This window comes from Streptomyces sp. ATexAB-D23, from assembly GCF_000373645.1.
In the GTDB taxonomy this organism is placed as follows: Bacteria; Actinomycetota; Actinomycetes; order Streptomycetales; family Streptomycetaceae; genus Streptomyces; species Streptomyces castrisilvae.
The window spans coordinates 469,379-489,747 of record NZ_KB892002.1; the positions used below are offsets into that span (position 1 = coordinate 469,379).

Sequence of the window (20,369 nt, forward strand, 5' to 3'; positions counted from 1 at the left end):
CTCAAGCCCCCTTGGCCGCGGTACGGACCAGGACGAGGCCGCCGTTCGGACCGGGGACCGCGCCCTTGATGAGCAGCAGACCCTTCTCCGCGTCGACCGCGTGGATGGTCAGGTTCTGGGTGGTGACGCGCTCGTTACCCATCCGACCGGCCATGCGCATGCCCTTGAAGACACGCCCAGGGGTGGCGCAGCCACCGATCGAACCGGGGGAGCGGTGCTTGCGCTGGACGCCGTGACCGGCACCGAGGCCCTTGAAGTTGTGACGCTTCATGACACCGGCGAAGCCCTTGCCCTTGCTCTTGCCCGTGACGTCGACCTTGACGCCGGACTCGAACACCTGGGCGGTGATCTCCTGGCCGAGCGTGTACTCGCTGGCGTCAGGGGTGCGGAGCTCCACCAGGTGGCGGCGCGGGGTCACGTCGGCCTTGGCGAAGTGGCCCTTGAGGGGCTTGTTCACCTTGCGCGGGTCGATCTCGCCGAAGGCGATCTGGACCGACTCGTAGCCGTCGCTGTCGTTGGTGCGGACCTGGGTCACGACGCAGGGCCCGGCCTTGACGACGGTCACCGGGACAACCCGGTTGTTCTCGTCCCAGACCTGGGTCATGCCGAGCTTCTCGCCCAGGACGCCCTTAATGTTCTTAGCCATCTCGCGCGTCACCTCAGAGCTTGATCTCGATGTCGACGCCCGCCGGCAGGTCGAGGCGCATGAGCGAGTCAACCGTCTTCGGCGTGGGGTCGAGGATGTCGATGAGGCGCTTGTGCGTGCGCATCTCGAAGTGCTCGCGCGAGTCCTTGTACTTGTGCGGCGACTTGATGACGCAGTACACGTTCTTCTCAGTGGGCAGCGGCACCGGGCCCGCGACCGACGCACCAGTGCGGGTCACCGTCTCGACGATCTTCTTCGCCGAGGAGTCGATGACCTCGTGGTCGTAGGCCTTGAGCCGGATGCGGATCTTCTGTCCCGCCATGGCTACTAGTAGTCCTGTCTCTCGTTAACGCTCTGGAACCCGAGGTTCTGGTAACTCCGCCTCCGACCCACGCGGTCGGGCGTGTCGCATCCCCTCTACGCAGAAGTCCCGAAGGATTTCCCAACCAAGGGGGTGCGGGCCAAAGACCGCGCTGCCGGGGGTGAAACCCCACCGGGTGCCTGGCCGGTGCCCCACTTACGCTTCCCGAAAGATTCCCGTACGTCCGGCCCGCATGGGGCCGACGAGTACTGTGGGACTCGCTTCCGGTCCTCCCGGCGGGAGGCGCGCAGCATTGACACTCAACCGAGCAACCTGGCCAGTGTGCCACACGGGTCATGAGCCTGGCCAATTGGGTCGGGGATCTTACCCCTCCCGAGTGGCTGGTCAAACGCGGGCACGCCCCGGTGCCCCCCCCCTTACCGCATATTCGGTCGAGCGCTCCCCGCTCCCGCCCCTACAGTGACCGGCCGGGCACGGCGTCGTCACGGGGGCACAGACATGCGTACGCACTATCCGCGGACCTCTCATCTGCCCTGGTCCCCCGGGGCCACCTCGGACGACGTGCGGATGACGGACCTCGCCGCGCTGACCGGTGCGGAGGTCGTGGTCACCGAGAAGCTGGACGGCGAGAACACCACGCTGTACGCCGACGGGCTGCACGCCCGCTCCCTCGACTCCGCGCACCACCCTTCCCGCACCTGGGTGAAGGCCCTCCAGGCCCGGATCGGCGCCCGCATCCCGCAGGGGTGGCGGATCTGCGGCGAGAACGTGTTCGCCCGGCACTCCCTCGCGTACGACTCGCTGGAGAGCCACTTCTACGGCTTCTCCGTCTGGGACGGCGACCGGTGCCTGGACTGGGACCGGACCGTGGCGTTCCTCCGCGACCTGGGCATCCCCGCACCTCCGGTGCTGTGGCGCGGGGTGTTCGACGCGAAGGCGCTGCGCGCGCTGAAGCTGGATACGGGGCGGCAGGAGGGGTACGTGGTGCGCCCGGTCGAGAGCTTCCCGGGCGTCGTGTTCGGGCGCCGGGTGGGCAAGTGGGTGCGCCCCGGGCATGTGGCGACGGACACCCACTGGATGCACGCGGAGGTCGTGGAGAACGGCCTCGGACCGGCCGCCGCCCTGTGGGCCGTACGCTCCGGCGCCCCCGTCGACCCGGCGGCCCTCGCCACGTCCGTCGGCACGGGCCCCGGCGACGGGGGCGCCGCCACGGCCCCCGCCGACGCCCCCGCCGCGCTCGCCCCCGCCGACGCCCCCGCCGCGCTCGCCGCCGCCGACGCCCTCGACGCGCTGGGCCGGGGCGGCGACGACCGGCTCGCCGGTGTCCTCGCCGCGCTGCTGCACGGCACCCGCCGCACCACCCTCGCCCCCGCGCTCGCCGGCCCCCTCGGCATGCCGCTCGCCCGCCGCGTCGCGGACCTCGTCGGGCTGTACCCCGCCCTGCACCGTCCCTACCCGGACGAGGAGCGGCGGGCCGGTCTGGCCCGGATGGCGCTCGCCGCCGACCTGAGCGTCCTGCACGCGCTGTCCGGGGTGCTGGCGGACACCCCCGAGGCGCGGGAGCAGGTCGAGTGGTCGGCCCTGCACGCGGAGGAGGTACGGGAACCGGCCGGCCTGAGCGAGGCGTTCGCCGATCTCGCGCCCGAGGCCGGGGCCCGGTGCCTGGCGCAGGCCCGCGAGGCGTACGCGCTGGGCCGCGTCACCACCGCCGACGAGGCGGTCGCCGCGACCTGGCGGTGGCGGTCCGGGGACTTCCCCCGCCTGATCCAGCTGGCCGGCCCCTCGGGCAGCGGCAAGAGCACCTTCGGCCGGGGCCTGCCGGGCACCGCCACCTGTATATCCCTGGACGATCTGCGCCTGGCGAGGGGTTCGCGCGCCGACCAGAGCGCCAACGAGGACGTCCTGCGCGAGGGCCTGGACCGCCTCGACGCCGCGCTCGTCCCGGGCGCGACGGTGGTCTGGGACGCCACCTCGCTCAACCCGCGCCGGCGCTCCCTGGTCCACGCGGTCGCCCGCCGCCGCGACGCCCTCGTCACCCACGCCGTGGCCTGGATCGGCGAGGACGAACTGACCGCGCGCAACGGGCGCCGCGAGCACCCCGTACCCCCGCAGGTGCTGGCGTCGCAGCTGCACCGGTTCGTCCCGCCGTACCCCGGCCAGGCGCACCGCACCTGGTACATCGGCACCAGCGGAACCGTGGAGGACCGGGCCTGATGCGCACGAGCGAGGAGATCTACCACCGGGTCCGCTGGGACGCCCGTTTCGACCCGGCGCGCTTCGTGCTGGGCGTGGCGCAGCGCGGCCGGGAGCCGAAGCGGGTGCCGCTGGACCGGTTCACGCCGGGCGGCGACATCCCCTGGCACCGGGTCCTCTTCTTCGAGGCGGACGGTGAGCTGGTCTGGGACCGGGCGACGGGCACGGACCGCATCGACGCGACGGACGCGGGCCGGATACGGGAGCCGCGCCACCTGCCGTCCCCTTACTTCACGGCCCGCGCCCCGCACACGTACTCGCCGACGACCGGCGCGTGGGAACGGGCGGAGGCCGGGGTCGCGGGGCCTTCGGGTCCGCTGACGGTCCTCACCTGGAACACGCTCTGGGACCGCTACGACAGCGACCGCATCGACACCGCCCGCCGCCGTCCCCTGCTCACCGAGGCCCTGCGCGCGGCGGACGCGGACGTCATCGCGCTCCAGGAGGTGGAGCCCGCGCTGCTCGCGCTGCTGCTGGCCTGCGACTGGATACGCGAGGGCTACGCGCTCGCCACCGACCCGTCCGGCCACGACGTCCCGGACCACGGCCTGCTGCTGCTCAGCCGCCTGCCGGTGAGCGAGGCGGCCGTGCACGTGCTGGGCCCGCACAAGGCGGTCGCGGCAGTGGTCGTCGAGACGGCGGACGGCCCCGTGACGGTGGCGGTCACCCACCTCAGCAGCGACCACTCCCCCGACGGGGCGGCCCGCCGCGAAAGCGAACTGGCCGAGCTGGCAACGGGGTTGGCGGCGGTGTCGGGCGAACTCGTGCTCGTCGGCGACTTCAACGACGGCGGCGACCATCCGCAGACCCGGCTCGCGATGGCGGACGCGTGGACGGAGACGCACGGCCCCGCCGACGACACCCCCACCTTCGACCCGTCGGCCAACCCCCTCGCCGCGGTCTCCTCCCTCTCGGGCCGCGTCTCCCGCCTGGACCGGGTGCTGCTGCGCACGGACCGGCTGCGGGCGCGTACGGCGACGCTGTGGGGGGAGGCGCCGGGACCGGGCGGTCTGTACGTCTCCGACCACTACGGGGTACGGGTGGAGCTGGCCGCGCCCTCCGCGCAGGCCGAAGAGGTCACGGACCGCGTCGCGTCGGCGCTTCCCGGGGCGCGCGTGCACCTCGTGGGCTCCCGGCGCATGGGCTGCGCACGCCCCGGCGCGGACCTGGACCTGTTGGCGGCGCTGCCGGACCTCTCCGGCGTACGGGACCGGCTCGCCACCGCCTTCCCGGAGGCGCGGGGCCTGCGCGAGGTCACGGGCGCCCGGGTGCCGGGGCTGCGCTGGTACGTGGACGGCCTGCGGGTGGACCTGGTCACCGTGGCGACGGGAGCCGTGCCCCCGGCCGAGGCGGTGGCGCGCCGGGCGGAGCTGGGCGAGGCGGCGGCGGTCGCACTGAGCGCGGTGAGCGACGCGGAGGCGGTGCTCCTGGCGGCGGAGCCGCACCGGGAGGCGTTCACCGCGCTCGCCCGGGAGGTCAAGGAGTGGGCGGCGGCCAGGGGTCTGGACTCCGCCCCGTGCGGCGGCCTCCCGGGCATCGCCTGGGCGCTCCTCGCCGCCCGCACCGCGCATGAGGGGGGCGGCCTCCGGGACTTCTTCGCGACGTGGGCGGCGTGGGACTGGCGCGACCCGGTGGGCGAGGGCCCGGCGGACGGCCACCCGGTCACGGTGTACACGCCGACGTCCCCGGTCCGCTCGTGCACGACACAGGTCTCTCCGGCCGGCCGCGACCTGCTCACGGCGGAGCTGTTGCGGGCGTGGGAGATCCTGGACACGGCGGACGCGGACGCCCGCGACCGGCTCTGTGCGCCCCCACCGCTCACCGAGCACCGCGCGTGGGCCCTGGCGGCAGCCGCCCCCTCCGAGGAGGGCCGCCTGCGCGGCCGCCTCCTCGCCCTCACCACCGCGTTGTCCGAGGCGGGGGCACCGGACGCCCGGATCTGGCCGCGCGTCCAGCCGGCGGGCAGCCGCACGGGCTACGCGATCGGCCTGGGCGCGACGCCCCCGGAGGCGCACCGGCTGGCGGAGATCGGGGCGGAGGTACTGCGCGGCCTCACAGCCGCATCGCTGACACCCCTGCCGCTTCCTCCCCTCACGGATCTCGAGGCGCATGACGCCCCTTGAACTGGGGTCAAGCCCCGCATGGCCGTGACTCGTGGAGACCGTTCTATGCGAGTACGTGACTGAATGCCCGCCGCTCTTGTGGAGCGGGTGGACGCTCCGTAGTTTGCTGACCACATCACACCGGAGGGGACCTCAGTGGACGAACTACGCGTGATCGCGGGCGGTCCGTGCAGGAGCGGTGACGACGACAAGTGCGGGAACGGCGACTGCCCGACCGTGTACGAGACGCAGGACCCCGGGATGTTGGCCATGCAGGGATACGACGTGTCCCACCCGACACCCGATGGCGAATCAGTCGTGTTGATTCCGGAAGAGATCCTGAAGGAGGCGGCCCGTGCCCGTGGATGGCTCTGACTCCGTGCTGCTCGACGGCGACGCGTGGCAGGCGTACTTCCGCGACTTCAAGCGCTCCGCCTTCCGGCTCGAAGTGCACCAGACGTACACCATGCCCGCCGAGGCTGAGACGGTCCGTGACTTCCTCGCAGGAGCCGAGCGGCCGGAAGGATTCAACGCGCCGTGGCACCAGACAATCCGGGACCATGCGGTGGCCGGTCGGACGATGACCCGCGCCAAAATCGTGCACCGTCCGCTCACCCCATACAGCCGGTACCTGTTTGAGTGGTGCATCCCCGACAACGTCGCGGCCGGGGAGGACTATCAGGTAGTCGATTCGACCAACCGCCCGAACCCCGGACTGCCTGAACAAGACTTCTGGTTGTTCGACGAATCGACGGTCGTTCACCTCAACTACCGCCCCGACGGAACGCAGATCAATCGAGAACTGATCCAAGAACCGGACATCGGTAAGTATCTCGCCTGGCGGGATCTCGCACTAGAAAGCGCCGTGCCGTTCAGTGCCTATCGAACCTGAAGCACAAGCACGGGAGCGAAAGGATTTGGCGGAGTCCCTGCGGGGACTCCGCCGTGCTTCCGGCCTGAGCGGTGAACGCTTGGCGCTGCGCTGCAACATGAGTCAGACGAAAATCAGCCGGATCGAAACCGGCCGAGCGCTGCCCGCAGTGAATGATGTGGAGCGCATCCTGAAAGCTCTTGCGGTCCCTGATGAGGTGGCCGACGAGCTTCTGCGGCTGGCGCGCCGGGCAAACGTGGATTACGCGTCCTGGCGCGCGTACGCTCGCGTTGGGCTGTACCACAAGCAAGCCGAGTTGAAGGCTCTCGAATCGTCCTCGCGCGTGATGCGGCACTTCCTGCCGGCCATCCCGACCGGCCTCCTTCACGTCCGTGAGTACGCCGTTGAAACGCTGACGCCCATGGTGCCCAGCGATCCGGCGAGGGACGTTGCCAGAGCCGTGCAGGCCCGCATGGACCGACAAGCGATCCTCGATGACTGTTCCCGCTCCTTCTGGTTCCTGCTGACGGAACAGTCCGTGAAGTGGCAACGGGCGAGTCTCGGAGCCATGGCGGCGCAGTGTGCGCACATGGCGGAGGTCAATCGGAAGCCCAATGTGGAGATTGGGATAGTTCCGCAGGGCGTACCGGTTCCGGGTACCCCGATGAATGTCTTCGTCGTCTATGACGACCGCCTGGTGACGGTCGAACTGTTCTCGGGGGAGGTGGTCATGCGCGACCCTCGCGATATCACCCAGCACCTGAATCTGTTTGATTTGTTCTGGTCACACGCCTTGACGGGCGAAGCCGCTTCAGAGTTCCTGGCCGAATCATCGGATGTGTTTATGCGTCAACGCAACTAACTCTTTCTCGGCCCTCGTTGGGGCCTGACTATGGACTCATGGAGAGTGAAGGACCCGGTATCTCGGTGGTCTACAAGCTCCGCCACACGGCTTGAGACGGCCTCTCTCCTCCATGACTTCCGCCCGGCACGGGCGGGGGGCAGTCCTGTCTTTGGGCTGTCGTCCATCCAGGAAGGCACATGATGAACGAGCTGTACGAACTCTCCATCTCCGAGAACGCCGTGTTCAACAAAGCATGCGGTGGCCCCTGCACCGAAGGGTGCGTAACCCTCACCAAGATCGGTGAGAACGCCTGGGCGCTGGGCGACAGCAAGAAGCCTGACATGTCGCCTCTGCGCTTCACCACCGAGGAGCTGAACGCGGCTGGTATCGACCCGGCCCGCTTCACCGTCTCCGCCTGACGGACACCTCATCTCCGACTGGTCTCCGTCCACGCCAACAGGCGGAGACCGGTCGGGCCCTACTCCCCTTGCACAACTCCCTTGCATACCCGAAGGGGAACCAGCCGTGCACCACCATGGGTATCTGTGGACCGGTTCCAGAGAACGGCTCGACCGGGAAGGAGACCGGCGGCCCCCGCACCTCAATCCGCCTCCCCTGCCGGCCGGCGAGGACGACAAGGATGGGCACAAGCTCAATCAGCGCTACCGAGAAGCCGCGTCCGAGTTCCGCTCGGGTGACCTGCCTCCGATGGAAACGGCCCTCTGGCTCATGAAGCCCCCCGCTCTGATCCGAGGGACATGGGACGAGCCAAAGGAAGCTGCCGAATGGCTTGGGGAACAGCTTGCCGAGTACGCCCCCCGGTTCATGTCCGGCGCTGACCGTGACAGTAATCGCCTTGCGATACTGGTCGGCTCCGTCGCCGAACAGCTGGGCCGGGGCGGAGATGCGTCACACGGCTTCTACCTCGAACGGCCCTCGTTCCTCTCTCTGGCCCTGGTGTCCTGCTCCCCGAACCGCACCGCCCCGGAACTGGGCTGCCCGCTTCGGTAGGTCCACGCAGCAACAAAGCTCCGGCCCATTCTGGCCGGTAGCCGAAGTGATCCGGCCATTCGCCTCGATCCGGTCACCTGCCGTGCACCGGAGTGGAAGTCTCCCCGAGGGCCGGATTCGGCCGGTCCACGACTACCAGTCTGGGGAACCGTGAGACGTATCGTCACCGCCTTAGCAGCCATGTTCGCTCTCCTCGTCACTCCGCTGATCGCCGGATCGCCCGCCCAGGCCGCCGACTGGCCGGGGAGCTGTACCACCTCCTACAGCGGACCGCTGGGCGTCGCGACCTGTACCGGAGTCGCCCCGGCGACCAAGTGGCAGGCGATCGATGTCTGTGCCCTGTTCATACCGGGCGTGCTGCTGCCCTACGAGTACTGGGCAGGGGGCAATACGGTCACCGGGAACGGCACATCGACGGTGGTGTGCGGCATCGGTGAGTACGCGGAGAACCATGTCCGTGCGGTCATCCTGGCCGACGGCCGGGTGCACACCCCGATCGTGGGCTGGGGCGGCAAGTGCGTCGACGTGGCCGGCGCATCGGCGCAGAACGCCGCCGCCGTCCAGCTCTACGACTGCAACAACACCACCGCGCAGGACTGGGCCCTGGCCTCCGACGGAACCCTGCGCGCCCTGGGCAAGTGCCTCAATGTGCAGCAGGGCAACACGGCCAACGGCACCAAGGTCGAGCTGTACGACTGCCGCGCGGGCTGGGATTCCGAGCAGTGGCAGTACCGGACCGACGGCTCCCTGATGAACACCCAGTCCGGCCGGTGCCTGGACGCACCTGACAACACCACGGCCAACAAGACCCGGCTCCAGATCTGGGACTGCAACGGCAACGCCAACCAGCACTGGACGATGACGGCCTGACCCACCGCCGGCCGTCAACGCATCCATGCCGCCCGGTGCGAGCGGTCGCGACGGTGCCGGGGTGCGGGTGGTGCCGGGGTGTCGGTGCCACCCGCGCCCGCGTTCCGCGACTGCGGACGGTTGATCCGGCGCTAGCAGTCGGCAGCGTACGAGACGAACCCCGCCCACGCGGTCTCGCCGAAGGCGAGCTGCGGTACGGACAGGTCCTTCGAGTCACGGACGCGCACCGAGCCGGGCGCAGCCGCGACCTCGACGCACTCGTTGCTGTTGCCGTTGTCGCTGTAGCTGCTCTTGACCCACTTCAGCCGAGAAGCGCCGCTGCCAGAGGTCCTGATGATCATGTCTCTCCCAGTACTTGCTCGATGTAGGCCCGCGACTCCCGGGGCGTGAGAGCCTGCGCCCGCATGATCCCACTTCGCAACTCGATGATGCGCACATGCTTTGGGTCAGCGACCGGACGGCTGCCGAACTCCCCTTCGGAACGCCCAACCGCCGAACCGTCCTTGAACTTCAGCACTTCCATCACGCCACCCATTCCCGCGTGGTCCTCGCGATTGGTCGGCATCACCTGGATCTCGACGTTCCGCAACTCCCCCACCTCCAGCAGGTGTTCGAGCTGGCGTCGCAGCACCATTCTGCCCCCGAGAGGGCGCCGAAGCGTTGCTTCTTCCTGCACAAAGCTGAGCTCCGGCACAGGTGAACGGCTGAAGATGGACTTTCGAGCCATACGAGCAGCTACCAGCCCCTCCACCTCGTCGGACGAGAAGGCGGGCCGACGCATCCCGAAGAGCGCCCGCGCGTACTCCTCCGTCTGCAACAGCCCGTGGATGTTGTGGCTCCCGTAAGCCGATAGCTCGACGGCCTGGGCCTCCATCTTGGCCAGCTCACGCATCTTCTTCGGGTACCGCACAGCCGCCAGGTCCTGCTTCATCGCGGCGATCTTCCCGCCCGCCTCGCACACCCCGTCCGCCACGTCCAGGTACTCCGGGCGGGGAATCCGCCTGCCGCCCTCCACCTTGTAGATCAGGTTCTCCCCGTAACCCAGCCGCGTCCCGAACTCCGCCGCCGTCAGACCCGCCGCCTCCCGCCACGCCCTGAGCTGGCGGCCCACGGCGGCGATCACCGCGACACCCGACTCGTCGTCGGGGTCGACGTCCCAGCCAGGTTCGTCCGCCCCGGCGTCGGCCTGCCGCTCCATGCCGATCTCATCCACACTCATCCGTGCCCCGCCTCCCGCGCGTGCCGTTCTTCCTCAACCGTGTACGTCCCCCGGCCGTCACCCCGTACAGCGGGGACAACGCTGGACAAGCTCGGGACAATGACCGTACGTAAGCGCCGAGTCACTGTGCACGGTACGCACGCGCGGCCACCCTGAGTGACGTGAATCGAGAAATCACCCGAACCGAACTTCCCGCTCCCGCGCGCGAGTTCGCCGTGCAGCTCTCCCCCACGCGCCGGGGCGCACGGCTCGCCCGGCTGCTCACCACGGCGCATCTGGGCGACTGGGGGCTCCCCACCGAAACGGCCGCGCACATCGTGGCCGAGCTGGCCGCCAACGCCGCCGCGCACGGGCGCGTGCCGGGCCGGGACTTCCGGCTGAGTCTCACCGTGAGTGATGGGTCGCGGCTGCGGATCGAGCTGACCGACACCCGGGGCGACCGGCTGCCCATGCCCGACTCCCCGGGTCCGTACGCGGAGAGCGGGCGCGGTCTGCTCATCGTCGAGGCGCTGGCGGACCGCTGGGGCGTCGTGGAGGGACCGGTGCCCCGTAAAACGGTGTGGGCCGAGCTCGACCTCGTACCGTGACGGACCCCACCGCGTCGCGGCCGGCCGCGTCCCGGGCCACCGGGTCGCGGTCCTCCACGACGTAAGAAAGGCTTTTAAAGAACCCGGGAAAGAACCAGAACCAACCCCACCCCACCCCGCTCTGACCTGCATCACTCGCGCGAGTGAACTAGGCCAACTGGGCTGGATTCGCCACGGGTTGCCTGGCATATGCTCGCCGCGACAACCCCAGAACATGAAACGGCCCCCGGCGAGACACCAATCTCGGCCGAGGGCCTGACCAACGAGGAAGAAAGCACCTTCCTGATGGCTACCCCGCAGGTTATCGCGCCCCCGCGCGCCCCGTCCGGCTCCCCCGGACCCCACCACGACGTCACGCCGACCTCCGGCGTCATCCACGTCAACATCCGCCACATCTCCGGTTTCACGGTCATCGGCAACCACCTCGCCCAGCACCCGGACCTCTCGCTCACCGCGATCGGACTCGCCGCGCACATCCAGTCGCTGCCAGCCGGGGCCAGGGTCGGCATCAAGTTCCTCGCCGCCCGCTTCCCGGAGAGCGAGGCCCGGATCGCCGCCGCGCTGAAGGAGCTGGAGGCCACCGGTTACCTCCTCCGCAGCCGCGTACGCCTCCCGGACGGCCGCTTCGTCACCCGTACGACCTCGTACAACCAGCCGACCGCCACGGCACCCGCGCCCGCACCCGCACCTCCTCGGCAGAAACCCGCCCCCGTCCCGGCGACCCCGCCCGCCCCGAGGAAGCAACAACCCCCGACCGGGGAACGGCACCCCGCAGCCATCACGCTCCTCGCCGGGCTCCGCCGCCACGCGCCCCAACTCACACTGTCCGCCCGGGACATCAGCGAACTCGCTCCCGCGGTCGCCACCTGGCTTGACCGCGACGTGCGGCCCGCGGCCATCCGGCACGCCCTGACCAGCGACCTCCCGGCCCCCGTCAGACACCCGGCCGGTTTCGTCCGCAACCGCCTCACCGCGCTCCTGCCGCCACCGCTCCCCGACACGGCGGGACCCGCGCGCGCAGCCGTCCCGCTCCAGGACTGCGACCGCTGCGAGCGCGTCTTCCGGGCGCCGGAGCCCGGACACTGCCGGGACTGCCGCGAGGCGGAGACGTACAGAGCCGCCTGACCAGGCGAAACCGGACCGCCCCGGCAGGCGTCTCTCCCCGCATGGAAACCGAACTCACGGCCCCCCGGCGTGAAGCCTTCACCGGCACCGCGGGGCTCCTGACAGCGGTAGTCGGCGCCCTGGCGGGGATCGCGGTCTGGCTTCCGTACGGCCGCAGGGGACTCTTCGGCGCCTTCGAGGGTGAGACCAATCCGGAGGTGCTCCTCCTGGGCCTGCCGGTCCTGGTGGCCGGCGGGACCCTCGCCACCCTGGCCGCCTTCGCCGCCGTACGAGGCAGGTGGCGCACCGCGCTCGGGCTGGCGGCGGCGGTCGCGGCGCTCGCGGCGCTCGGGTACGGCTTCGACGTCCTGGCCGCTCCGCAGGCGGCACAGGACTGCGGATCGCCCTGCTGAGCGGGCTACGCCGGGGGCGCCCCCTCTGCCGGACTCCCGCACTGCGGGAACGCCGAAGACGCACCGGCCCCCACACAGTCTGGTCGCGGTCGGTCACGCATGGTGGAATGTGTACGCCGTACGCGGATTCGACGGAGATTCGACTCGCCTCCGCCCCCGCCTCGGCGCCACGTTGCGTACAGGGGGATATCGACGTGCAGCACGCCACCGGCATGACGTACGAGCCTTCCGGGCCGCGGGAGTCCGCGCTCCGCGCGCTCACCGGCCTCCTCGACGACCACGCCCAACGGCGCGTCGCGGTCGTCGAGGGGCCGCCCGGCATCGGAAAGACCCGGCTGTTGCAGGAGTGGGCCCGGATCGCCACCGCCGCCGGCCGCACGGTGCGCGGCGCCTACGGGGCGCTCGCCTACCGGACGGTGCCCTACGGCATGCTGCTGGACGCCGTCCAGGACACCGCCGCGACCGAGGTGCTGGCCCGCGAATCGGTCGACCGCCCGGCGGACCGGGCGACCCGGCACCGCTCGCACCTGCTGGTCACCGAGGCGGTGCGCACCGCCCTCGCCACTCCCAGGGCGGCGGTCGTGCTGGACGACGTGCAGTGGTCGGACCCCGAATCGCTCGCGGTTCTGGAGCGGCTGGTGCGCACACCCGGGCCCGCCGGAGCGCCGGTCTTCGTGCTCGCCTACCGGCAGGGGGAATGCCCGGCCGGGCTGGCCCGTACGCTCGGCTCGGCCGACGCGTCACACCTGCTGCTGCCCCCGCTGGACGAGGCGGAGACGGCACGCATGCTGCCGGACATGAGCCCCGGCGACCAGGCGCTGCTGGCCCGGCTGGGCCGGGGCAACCCCCGCCACCTGCGGCTGCTGGCCGGGTTACCGCCGGACCGGCTGGCCGAGCTGGCGGAGAGCTATCCGCACCACGGGGGCCGCCCGGGGAGCTGGGAGTGGAGCGAGCCCGCCCGACCGGCGTCGCCGGTGAGCCCCCGGCCGATGCGGGGCATGGGCGAGGCCACCGCGATCCGCTGGGAGTTCGACGGGCTCGACGGGCCGACACTCCAGGTCCTCGCCTCGGCGGCGGTGATCGGCCCCGAGGTCTCGCCGCGCGAGGTGGCGGCGGTGGCGGAACTCCCCATGGAGGACGTCACGGCGGAGCTGGACCTGCTGGTGAACCGGGGGTATCTGGAGGTCGCGGACTGCCGCTTCCGGTTCGTGTACCCGCTGGGGCACCTCGCCGCGTACCGGCAGTTCGGCCCGGCGTGGCGGGCGGGCGCGCACCGCAGGGCCGCCGCGCATCTGATGGGGCACGGGACGGAGTCGTGGGAGTGGGCCGCGCACCTGGAGAAGGCGCTGCCGGAGGTGGGCGCACAGGAGCTGGCGCAGCTCGCCCGTGCGGCGGTCTCGGCGCTGCCGACGGCTCCGGAGCTGAGTATGCGGTGGCTGCGCAAGGGGCTGCACGCGGTGGGGCACCAGGGCGATGAGCTGCCGTTACGCGATGAGCTGGCGATCGATCTGGGGCGGGCGCTCGCCGTGCGGGGGGAGTTCGTGGACGCGCGGGCGGTGCTGCGGCCGGCGCTGGCGGCGTCGGGTGCCCCGGGCCGGCGGGCGCAGGCGCTGCTGGCGCTCATGGACCGGTTGCAGGGCCGGACGGACAGCGCGTACGAGGTGCTCGCCGACCTGACGGACCGCGAACAGGCCACCGCACCCGCCACCGCACCCGCCGCGGCCCCCGCCCCCAAGGCCCCGCACCTGCCGCACGCGGATCTGCCGCACGGCGACGGCGCGGAACTCCAGCTCGCCAGGATCGAGCTGATGAACGGCCGGTTCAAGGAGGCCGCGCGCCGGGCCGAGGTGCTGCTGGCCCGCTCCACCGACGCGGAGGAGTCGCTCGGGCCCTCGGTCCTGGCCGCGATGTGCGCGCTGGCCGGTGGGGACGCGGCCGGTGCGCGCCAAGGCATCGATGAGGCGGCCCGGCTCTGGGACCGGCTGAGCGAACCGGCCCAGTTGCGCACGATGAGCGTGCTGCCGGAGTTCGGGTGGGCCGGTTTCTTCCTGGAGCGGTACGAGAAGGCGAAGCGGCGGCTGGATGTGGCGGTGGGCGTGGCGGGTCTGCACGGCCAGCACTACCTGCTGCCGCATCTGCACACGCTGCGGGCGTGTCTGTACGGGACGACGGACGACCTGGCGGCGGCGGTGGCGGCGGCCGACACGGCGATGGAACTGTCCGAGGCGTCCGGGTCGACGGAGACGGTGGCCCTGGCGGCGGCGTTCCGGCTGCGCCCGCTGCTGTGGAGCCGGGGCACGGAAGCGGCCGGTGAGGCGCTGGCGCTGCTGCGCACCCTGCCGGAACCGCCGGTGGCCTGGTGGCGGGCCGCCCTGGTGTACGCGGAGGTGGAGGTGGGCATCGCGTGCGGGCGGCGGCCGAGCGGGGCGGAGACGGAGCGGCTGCTCGGTCTGCACGACGACGCCCGGCCGGATCCGATGCTGGCATACCGGTGCGAGCTGGCCGCCTCGGTGTACGCGGAGGAGGACGACGAGGAGGCGGTCGCCGCCCTGGTGCGGCGTGCCGAGATGTCGGCGAAGGCGCTGGGGCTGCGGGGCGCACGGGCGGCGGCGGACCAGGCGCGCGCCCGTCTGCTGAGGCTGCGCGGGGACACGGCGTCCGCCCTGGCGGCGGGCGAGGCGGCCGCCGCCGGATTCGAGGCGGCCGGCCAGTTGGTGCGGGCGGGGCAGGCCCAGGTGCTGGCGGCGTGCTGTGCGGGGCTGCCGGGCGACCCGGCGGACGGAGGGAGGGTCGCGGCGGCGCGGGCGCTGTTCGACAAGGCGGGGGCGCACGCGCTGGTGGCCGCGGTGGACGCGGAGGGCTTCCTGCCCCGCGTGCTGGCGGGACTGCGGCGGCGGCCCGTGCTGCCGTGGCCCGCGGTACCGCAGGGGGTCGGGACGGGGCATTCGGTGCTGTCGCCCCGGGAGCGGGAGATCGCGGATCTCGTGGCGAACGGGCTGTCCAACCAGGCGACCGCGCAGCGCCTGTTCGTGAGCGTCCGCACGGTGGAGACCCATCTCACCAGCGTGTACCAGAAGCTGGGCATCCGTTCACGGGCGGCGCTGGCCCGCGCCCTGGACCGTATGGACCCCCGCTGACGTCTCATCCGGTGGCGCCGGCGGGCAGGGCGGCGGGTTCGGCCTCGGCGGGCGCGGCCGGGCCGGCCGGCGCGGCCGGGCCGGCCGGCGCGCCGAACAGGTCGCGGTACAGGCCGGGGCGGGCGGTGAGTTCGGTGTGCGTACCGGAGTCGGTGATGCGGCCGCCGTCGAGGACGATCGTCAGGTCGGCGTTGCGGACGGCGGAGAGCCGGTGCGAGATGACGACCCGGGTCACCTTCAGTTCGCTCAGGGCCGCGTCGACCTGCTGTTCCGTGAGGGCGTCCAGGTGGCTGGTCGCCTCGTCGAGGAGCAGCAGGCGAGGGCGGTGGATGAGGGCGCGGGCCAGGGCGACGCGCTGGCGCTGCCCGGCGGACAGGGCTGCGCCGCCCTCGCCGACGGGGGTGTCGTACGCCATCGGGAGCCGCCGCACGTCCTGGTGGAGCCCGGCGATGACGCAGGCGCGTTCGATCTCGGACTCGTCGGCGTCGGGACGGCCGAGGAGGAGGTTGTCACGGATGCTGCCGCTGAAGAGGCGGAGTTCCTGGAGGACCGCGCCGAAGCCGGCCCGGAGTTCGGCGGGATCGATGTCCCGGACGGGTACGCCGTCGAGGAGCACCTCCCCGTGCTGCGGGTGGAGGAGGCCGAGCATGAGGAGGCCGAGGGTGCTCTTGCCGGAGCCGGTCCGGCCGACGATGCCCAGCTTGCCGCCCGCCGGGAGTTCCGCGGAGACACCGTCGAGGACGGGGGCGGCGTCGTGGTGGTAGCCGAAGCCGACGCCGCGCAGGGACAGGGCGAGCGGGCCGGTTCCGGGGAGCACCGCGTCACCGGGGGTCTCGGCCGGGGTGTCCAGGACGTCGTAGACGCGTTCGATCTGGGCACGCATGGTGGAGAAGCTCTGGGTCGCGGTGACCAGGGTCTGGATCGGGTTCAGGACGGACAGGGCCAGCGAGTTCGCGGCGAGCATGGTGCCCAGTGACATCTGGCCGGCGAGGACGAAGCGCAGCCCGCACCAGAGCAGGATCAGGGGCGCGAGGACGGCCAGGGTGGACTGGGCGGCCTGCACCCAGGCGGCGGTGCCGGCCCGGGTCGCCATGGCCTTCTGGTACCGGTCGAAGAGGGTGCGCCAGTGCTCGCGGACCCGCTCCCCCGCGCCGTTGGCCCGTACGGGCACCATCGCGTCCAGGGTCTCGACGAGGTAGCCCTGTTCCTCCGAGCGGAGGGTCAGCTCGCGTTGCGCGAGGCGCTTGATCCGCCCGTACGCACCGGCCAGGACAGCGCCCTGGAGGGCAGCCAGCAGGAACACGACGGGCAGGTAGCCGGGCACCATCACGCTCAGGATCGCCGCGTAGATGAGCAGGGTGCTGCCGTCGAGCGTGGCGGTCAGCAGGTGCTGGGTGAGGATCTCCCGGGTGCTGGAGACACTCTGGACGCGCAGCATGAGATCGCCGCGGGACCGCTGGAGGAAGAAGCGGATCGGCAGCCGCCACAGATGGTCGATGAACCCCTGCGTCAGCTCCGCGTCCGAGCGCACCCGCAGCCGGACCATGAGCAGCTGGCGCAGCAGGGCGAGCACCCCGTAGAGCAGCACCGAGCCGAACAGGGCGACGGCCAGCGTCCCCATGTCCACCGCCCCCTGTCCGGGCACGACCCGGTCCACCGCGACCTTGGTGGCCAGCGGCAGGGCGAGCCCCAGCACCTGGAGGAGCCCGGCGATCAGGGTGATCAGGGCCAGCATCCGCCGGTTGCCGGGGGCCGCGACGAACTCGCGCACGTACCGCACCAGCGGCAGCTGCCGCCACGGCATGCGGCGGCGTACGAAGCCGGGTCCCGGCGCCATGGCGAAAGAGACACCGCCGTACGCCTGCCGGAACTCCTCGTGGTTCTGCCGGTAGCGGCCGAGCCCGGGATCGGCCAACCGCACACCGCGCCGGGTCACCGACTCGACCACGACGAGGTGGTGCCGGGCCAGGAACGCCACCCGGGGCAGTGTCCCGGAGTCCCAGTCCTCGGGCCGGGAGCGGTCGGTACGCACGTCGAGGCCGTAGTCACCGGCAACCCGCACCAGCCGGCCCAGCCCGACGCCGTCGCGCCCCGGGCCCAGGCGCTCGCGGCACTCGGCGACCGGAGCCTGGTGCCCGTAGTGGCCGAGGACCATCGACAGACAGGCCGCTGCGCACTCGGTCTGCGCCAGCTGCTGCCGGAACGGCACCCGGACCGGCCTGCTGAGGAGCGTACGGAACATACCTGAACTCCCGGACTGCTGCGGCGTATTGGGCCGCACGCGGATTCTCCCGACACCTGTGGCGCGGAGGGACCGCGCCGGTCGATCGTCCGCGCCGGCCGCGCGCCGGACATCGTGGATTCCCGCAGTCCCCGGCGCGTCCTTCACTGCGGGTTTCCCGGATACCAGCCCTCAGCGGCCGTCCTAGCTTGTTCCCGGCGCCGCACCGGTGGCGTCGGAAACAAGCCGCTTCAGGCCGATCAACGAGGAGTAACCCATGCAGAACGAGCAGCAGGGCATCGACGAGCTGCTGGCCGGCTACAGCACCTACACCGACTCCGAGGAGCTGGTGGCGGCCGGGGCCGCGCCGTCGGTCATCGCCACCATCACGCTGACGAACACCGAGACCACGATCCTCACCCCGGAGACGTCGATCACCACGCTCCCCTGCTACCTCGCCTGATCCAGGTTCCGGGTGCCGTGCGCCGGCCGGCGCACGGCACCCTCCGAAGGGAGTAGTGCTCTGCCGTGTCCGTCACCGATGTGGGCCGTACGGTCCTCGCGCCACCCCCGCTCGACGCGGCCGGGGAGGTCAACACGCTGCTGTCCGAACTCGGCCTCGGCACCCTGCGGGAGGAGCAGGCGGGTGCGTACGCCGGGCGCAACGACAACTGGTTCGGCCCGACCACCACCGGGGCCGCCGTCTTCGTCAAGCGGATGAACGGCCCGGACGTGTCCCGGCGCCTCGACCGCATGGCCGCCTTCGACCGGGCCCTCGCGCTCGCCCGGCAATGCACGACCCTCAGCTGGGACACCCCGCAGCTGCTCGGGCTGCGCCCGGCGTCCGGTCTCGCGGTCTTCGCGCTGCTGGACGGCGCCGAGTCCCTCTCCGACCTCGCGCCGGAGGGCGAACTGCCGGTCGAGCTGTGCCGCCGTACGGGGCGCGCCCTGGCCGAGGTGCACATGCTGCCGTGGCCCGACGCACCGGCCGGCCCGGCGGACGCACCGGTGGCACCGGTCATGCGGTTCCTGGACTTCCTCAGCGAGAAGACCTGGCAGACCTCCAGCGCCGCCGAGCTGGAGCTGTGGTCGCTGCTCCAGCACGACGCCGCGCTCGCCGGCGGCCTGCGCGCCCTGCCGCACGGTGGCACATCGGGCCTCGTACCCAGCCACGGGGATCTGCGCCTGGACCAGTTCCTGCTGCACGGGGACCGGCTCCATCTCACCGACTGGGAGGAATTCCGGCCGGCCGAACCGGAGCTGGACCTCGGCGGTCTGGTCGGCGAACTCGTCCACCGCGCGGTCCGCTGTCTCACGGACACCCTGGACGACGGGCTCGCGGACGACCCGCGGGCGGCCCATGCCGCGATCATGAGCCGGGGCCGCCTCGCCCTCGCCCGCATCCGGCCCGGGGTCGGCGCGCTCATGGAGGCGTACCGCGCCGTACGCGGCCCGGTCGACCCGGCCCGGATCGCCGCACGCGCCGGCTGGCACCTGTTCGACCGCATCCTCGCCGGGGCCCGGCACTCCAACCGGCTCCACCCGCTCGACCGCGCCCAGGCCGGAATCGGCCGGGCCCTGATCCTCGCACCGCAGCGCTCTTCCGGCGCGATCGGACTGACGGAGGCACACTGATGGACCGCCCGGCCACCGGCACCATGCCCGGCCCGCAGGAGGCACCGCCCGCCGCCGAGGACACCGGCCTGTCCGGCCGGCTGGCCGCGCTGCTGGACACCGTCACCGTCGACCTCGCCGCCACAACCGTCACGGTCGACGGCCGCGACCACACCTTCGAGCAGCCGCAGCACGCCCGCGCCGCCCTGCGGAACGCGCTGTACGACTCCTGGCACGCGGGCATGGTGCCACCGCCCGAATCGGCCCGGCCCGAGGGCCCTCCCCGGGGCGGCGGCGCACTGGAACGCGCGCTCATCGACGCCGTACCGCACCGGAGGACCCGGATCACCGCCGCCGTGACCGGCATCGCCGCGCCCGGAACCGACCAGGGCGCCGAGGGCCTCGTCGTGGAGCACCAGGGCGTACGGCTGTGCGTCCCGCGGTCCGCGGTGACCGGCCCGGACCTGACGCCGGGCGCCTCGGTCCTGGTCGACGTCCCGGCCGTCCGGCCGTGGCTGTCGCCCGGCTTCCTGCTGGTGCACGGTTCGGCCGGGGGAGCCCGGCGCGGGGGCGCCGGCCTGGTGCGGGTCTATGTGCACCTGCCCCGTGCCGAGGACGCCGCACCGGTCTGGGGGGCCGTGCTCGGCGCGCTGGAGGGGCTGGGGGTGCCGTACCAGGCCAAGGTCCTCTCGCACCCGCGCCACTATCCGCGCCGGGACGCCCTCGTCGTCTACCTGGGCGACGCGCACGCGGACGCGGCGGCCACCGTGGCCGAGGCGGTGGAGCGCTTCCGTGGCGGGTCCGAGGGGGACCCGGTCATCGGTGAGGAGACGTCGGTCTTCGCCGCCCGGCTCGCCCCCGGGGTGGCGCTGGCCAGGGAGCCGGCCGACCCGCGGCCCGGGTGGCGGGGCCTGAGCTTCGGGCAGCACCGGGCCGCCGCCGTCGCCGACGGGCTGGTCGAGCACGCCACCGCCCCGGAGGCCGGGACCCGGACGGAGGCGGTGCGTGTGGCGCTGCTCAGGGCCGGGATCAGGCCGTCCGCCCCGGAACGCAACCTCTGAGCCGGGCCGCCCCGCCCGGCACAGCCGAAGGGCCCCGTCCCACCGCGCGAGGCGGTGGGACGGGGCCCTTCTTGGTGCTCTGTGCGGAGCAACC

Annotated in this window: 20 protein-coding genes; 15 read left to right on the plus strand and 5 right to left on the minus strand. The window is 72.1% G+C overall.

Annotated elements, in window-relative coordinates; all coding sequences use genetic code 11:
* Position 1: 1 nt before the first annotated feature.
* Together rplC and rpsJ are read right to left on the minus strand one after the other, a co-directional pair.
* The gene (rplC, locus tag B082_RS0104540) at positions 2-646 is read right to left on the minus strand and encodes a 50S ribosomal protein L3 (RefSeq protein WP_018550622.1); all 645 of its coding nucleotides are present in this window, start codon (positions 644-646) and stop codon (positions 2-4) included.
* 13 nt (positions 647-659) lie between these two features.
* A complete protein-coding gene (gene rpsJ / locus B082_RS0104545; RefSeq protein WP_003948644.1) occupies positions 660-968 on the minus strand; it encodes a 30S ribosomal protein S10 in 309 nt (102 codons plus the stop codon).
* Between the two features lie 498 nt (positions 969-1,466).
* Here rpsJ and B082_RS0104550 point away from each other — a divergent pair, with 498 nt between their 5' ends.
* The 8 genes from B082_RS0104550 (at position 1,467) to B082_RS0104580 (ending at position 8,919) form a co-directional block, all read left to right on the plus strand.
* Complete coding sequence (locus B082_RS0104550; protein ID WP_026249423.1) at positions 1,467-3,182, plus strand: RNA ligase family protein; 1,716 nt, start codon at positions 1,467-1,469, stop codon at positions 3,180-3,182.
* Entirely contained in the window at positions 3,182-5,344 is a 2,163-nt protein-coding gene (locus B082_RS35570) for an RNA repair domain-containing protein (RefSeq protein WP_018550624.1), read from the plus strand. Before B082_RS0104550 ends, B082_RS35570 begins: the two co-directional genes overlap by 1 nt.
* A gap of 135 nt (positions 5,345-5,479) precedes the next feature.
* Positions 5,480-5,698: a hypothetical protein gene (locus B082_RS0104560; protein ID WP_234018108.1), complete on the plus strand. Its 219-nt coding sequence runs from the start codon at positions 5,480-5,482 to the stop codon at positions 5,696-5,698.
* A gap of 4 nt (positions 5,699-5,702) precedes the next feature.
* The gene (locus tag B082_RS0104565; protein ID WP_026249424.1) at positions 5,703-6,215 is read left to right on the plus strand and encodes a DUF6879 family protein; all 513 of its coding nucleotides are present in this window, start codon (positions 5,703-5,705) and stop codon (positions 6,213-6,215) included.
* A gap of 25 nt (positions 6,216-6,240) precedes the next feature.
* Positions 6,241-7,056, plus strand: coding sequence for a helix-turn-helix domain-containing protein (locus tag B082_RS0104570; protein ID WP_234018109.1), 816 nt, complete (start codon positions 6,241-6,243; stop codon positions 7,054-7,056).
* 179 nt (positions 7,057-7,235) lie between these two features.
* On the plus strand, positions 7,236-7,457 hold the full coding sequence (locus B082_RS0104575; protein WP_018550628.1) for a hypothetical protein: 222 nt from the start codon (positions 7,236-7,238) through the stop codon (positions 7,455-7,457).
* A gap of 106 nt (positions 7,458-7,563) precedes the next feature.
* Positions 7,564-8,049, plus strand: coding sequence for a hypothetical protein (locus tag B082_RS37765; protein ID WP_078622489.1), 486 nt, complete (start codon positions 7,564-7,566; stop codon positions 8,047-8,049).
* A gap of 180 nt (positions 8,050-8,229) precedes the next feature.
* Complete coding sequence (locus B082_RS0104580; RefSeq protein ID WP_018550629.1) at positions 8,230-8,919, plus strand: ricin-type beta-trefoil lectin domain protein; 690 nt, start codon at positions 8,230-8,232, stop codon at positions 8,917-8,919.
* Between the two features lie 131 nt (positions 8,920-9,050).
* Here the strand turns inward: B082_RS0104580 and B082_RS0104585 are convergent, their stop codons facing one another.
* The gene (locus B082_RS0104585) at positions 9,051-9,260 is read right to left on the minus strand and encodes a DUF397 domain-containing protein (RefSeq protein WP_018550630.1); all 210 of its coding nucleotides are present in this window, start codon (positions 9,258-9,260) and stop codon (positions 9,051-9,053) included.
* Positions 9,257-10,138 carry a helix-turn-helix domain-containing protein gene (locus B082_RS0104590; RefSeq protein ID WP_018550631.1) on the minus strand — a complete coding sequence of 294 codons (882 nt, stop codon included), beginning with the start codon at positions 10,136-10,138 and terminating at the stop codon, positions 9,257-9,259. Before B082_RS0104590 ends, B082_RS0104585 begins: the two co-directional genes overlap by 4 nt.
* A gap of 161 nt (positions 10,139-10,299) precedes the next feature.
* On the opposite strand from B082_RS0104590, the gene B082_RS0104595 reads away from it, so the two are divergent.
* From B082_RS0104595 to B082_RS40220, 4 genes are all read left to right on the plus strand, one after another.
* A complete protein-coding gene (locus tag B082_RS0104595; protein WP_026249427.1) occupies positions 10,300-10,725 on the plus strand; it encodes an ATP-binding protein in 426 nt (141 codons plus the stop codon).
* Between the two features lie 285 nt (positions 10,726-11,010).
* A complete protein-coding gene (locus tag B082_RS0104600) occupies positions 11,011-11,850 on the plus strand; it encodes a hypothetical protein (protein WP_018550633.1) in 840 nt (279 codons plus the stop codon).
* A 41-nt stretch (positions 11,851-11,891) separates the two neighbouring features.
* Positions 11,892-12,242, plus strand: a complete 351-nt coding sequence (locus tag B082_RS0104605; RefSeq protein ID WP_018550634.1) for a hypothetical protein — start codon at positions 11,892-11,894, stop codon at positions 12,240-12,242.
* Positions 12,243-12,436: 194 nt separating this feature from the next.
* On the plus strand, positions 12,437-15,379 hold the full coding sequence (locus B082_RS40220; protein ID WP_018550635.1) for a helix-turn-helix transcriptional regulator: 2,943 nt from the start codon (positions 12,437-12,439) through the stop codon (positions 15,377-15,379).
* Positions 15,380-15,383: 4 nt separating this feature from the next.
* Here the strand turns inward: B082_RS40220 and B082_RS35575 are convergent, their stop codons facing one another.
* Complete coding sequence (locus B082_RS35575; protein WP_018550636.1) at positions 15,384-17,621, minus strand: peptidase domain-containing ABC transporter; 2,238 nt, start codon at positions 17,619-17,621, stop codon at positions 15,384-15,386.
* Positions 17,622-17,877: 256 nt separating this feature from the next.
* On the opposite strand from B082_RS35575, the gene B082_RS0104620 reads away from it, so the two are divergent.
* From B082_RS0104620 to B082_RS0104630, 3 genes are all read left to right on the plus strand, one after another.
* Complete coding sequence (locus B082_RS0104620) at positions 17,878-18,063, plus strand: LxmA leader domain family RiPP (RefSeq protein WP_018550637.1); 186 nt, start codon at positions 17,878-17,880, stop codon at positions 18,061-18,063.
* A 65-nt stretch (positions 18,064-18,128) separates the two neighbouring features.
* Positions 18,129-19,235, plus strand: coding sequence for a class V lanthionine synthetase subunit LxmK (lxmK, locus tag B082_RS0104625; protein WP_018550638.1), 1,107 nt, complete (start codon positions 18,129-18,131; stop codon positions 19,233-19,235).
* Entirely contained in the window at positions 19,235-20,275 is a 1,041-nt protein-coding gene (locus B082_RS0104630) for a T3SS effector HopA1 family protein (protein ID WP_018550639.1), read from the plus strand. The genes lxmK and B082_RS0104630 overlap by 1 nt, the downstream gene beginning before the upstream one ends.
* Positions 20,276-20,369 lie beyond the last annotated feature (94 nt).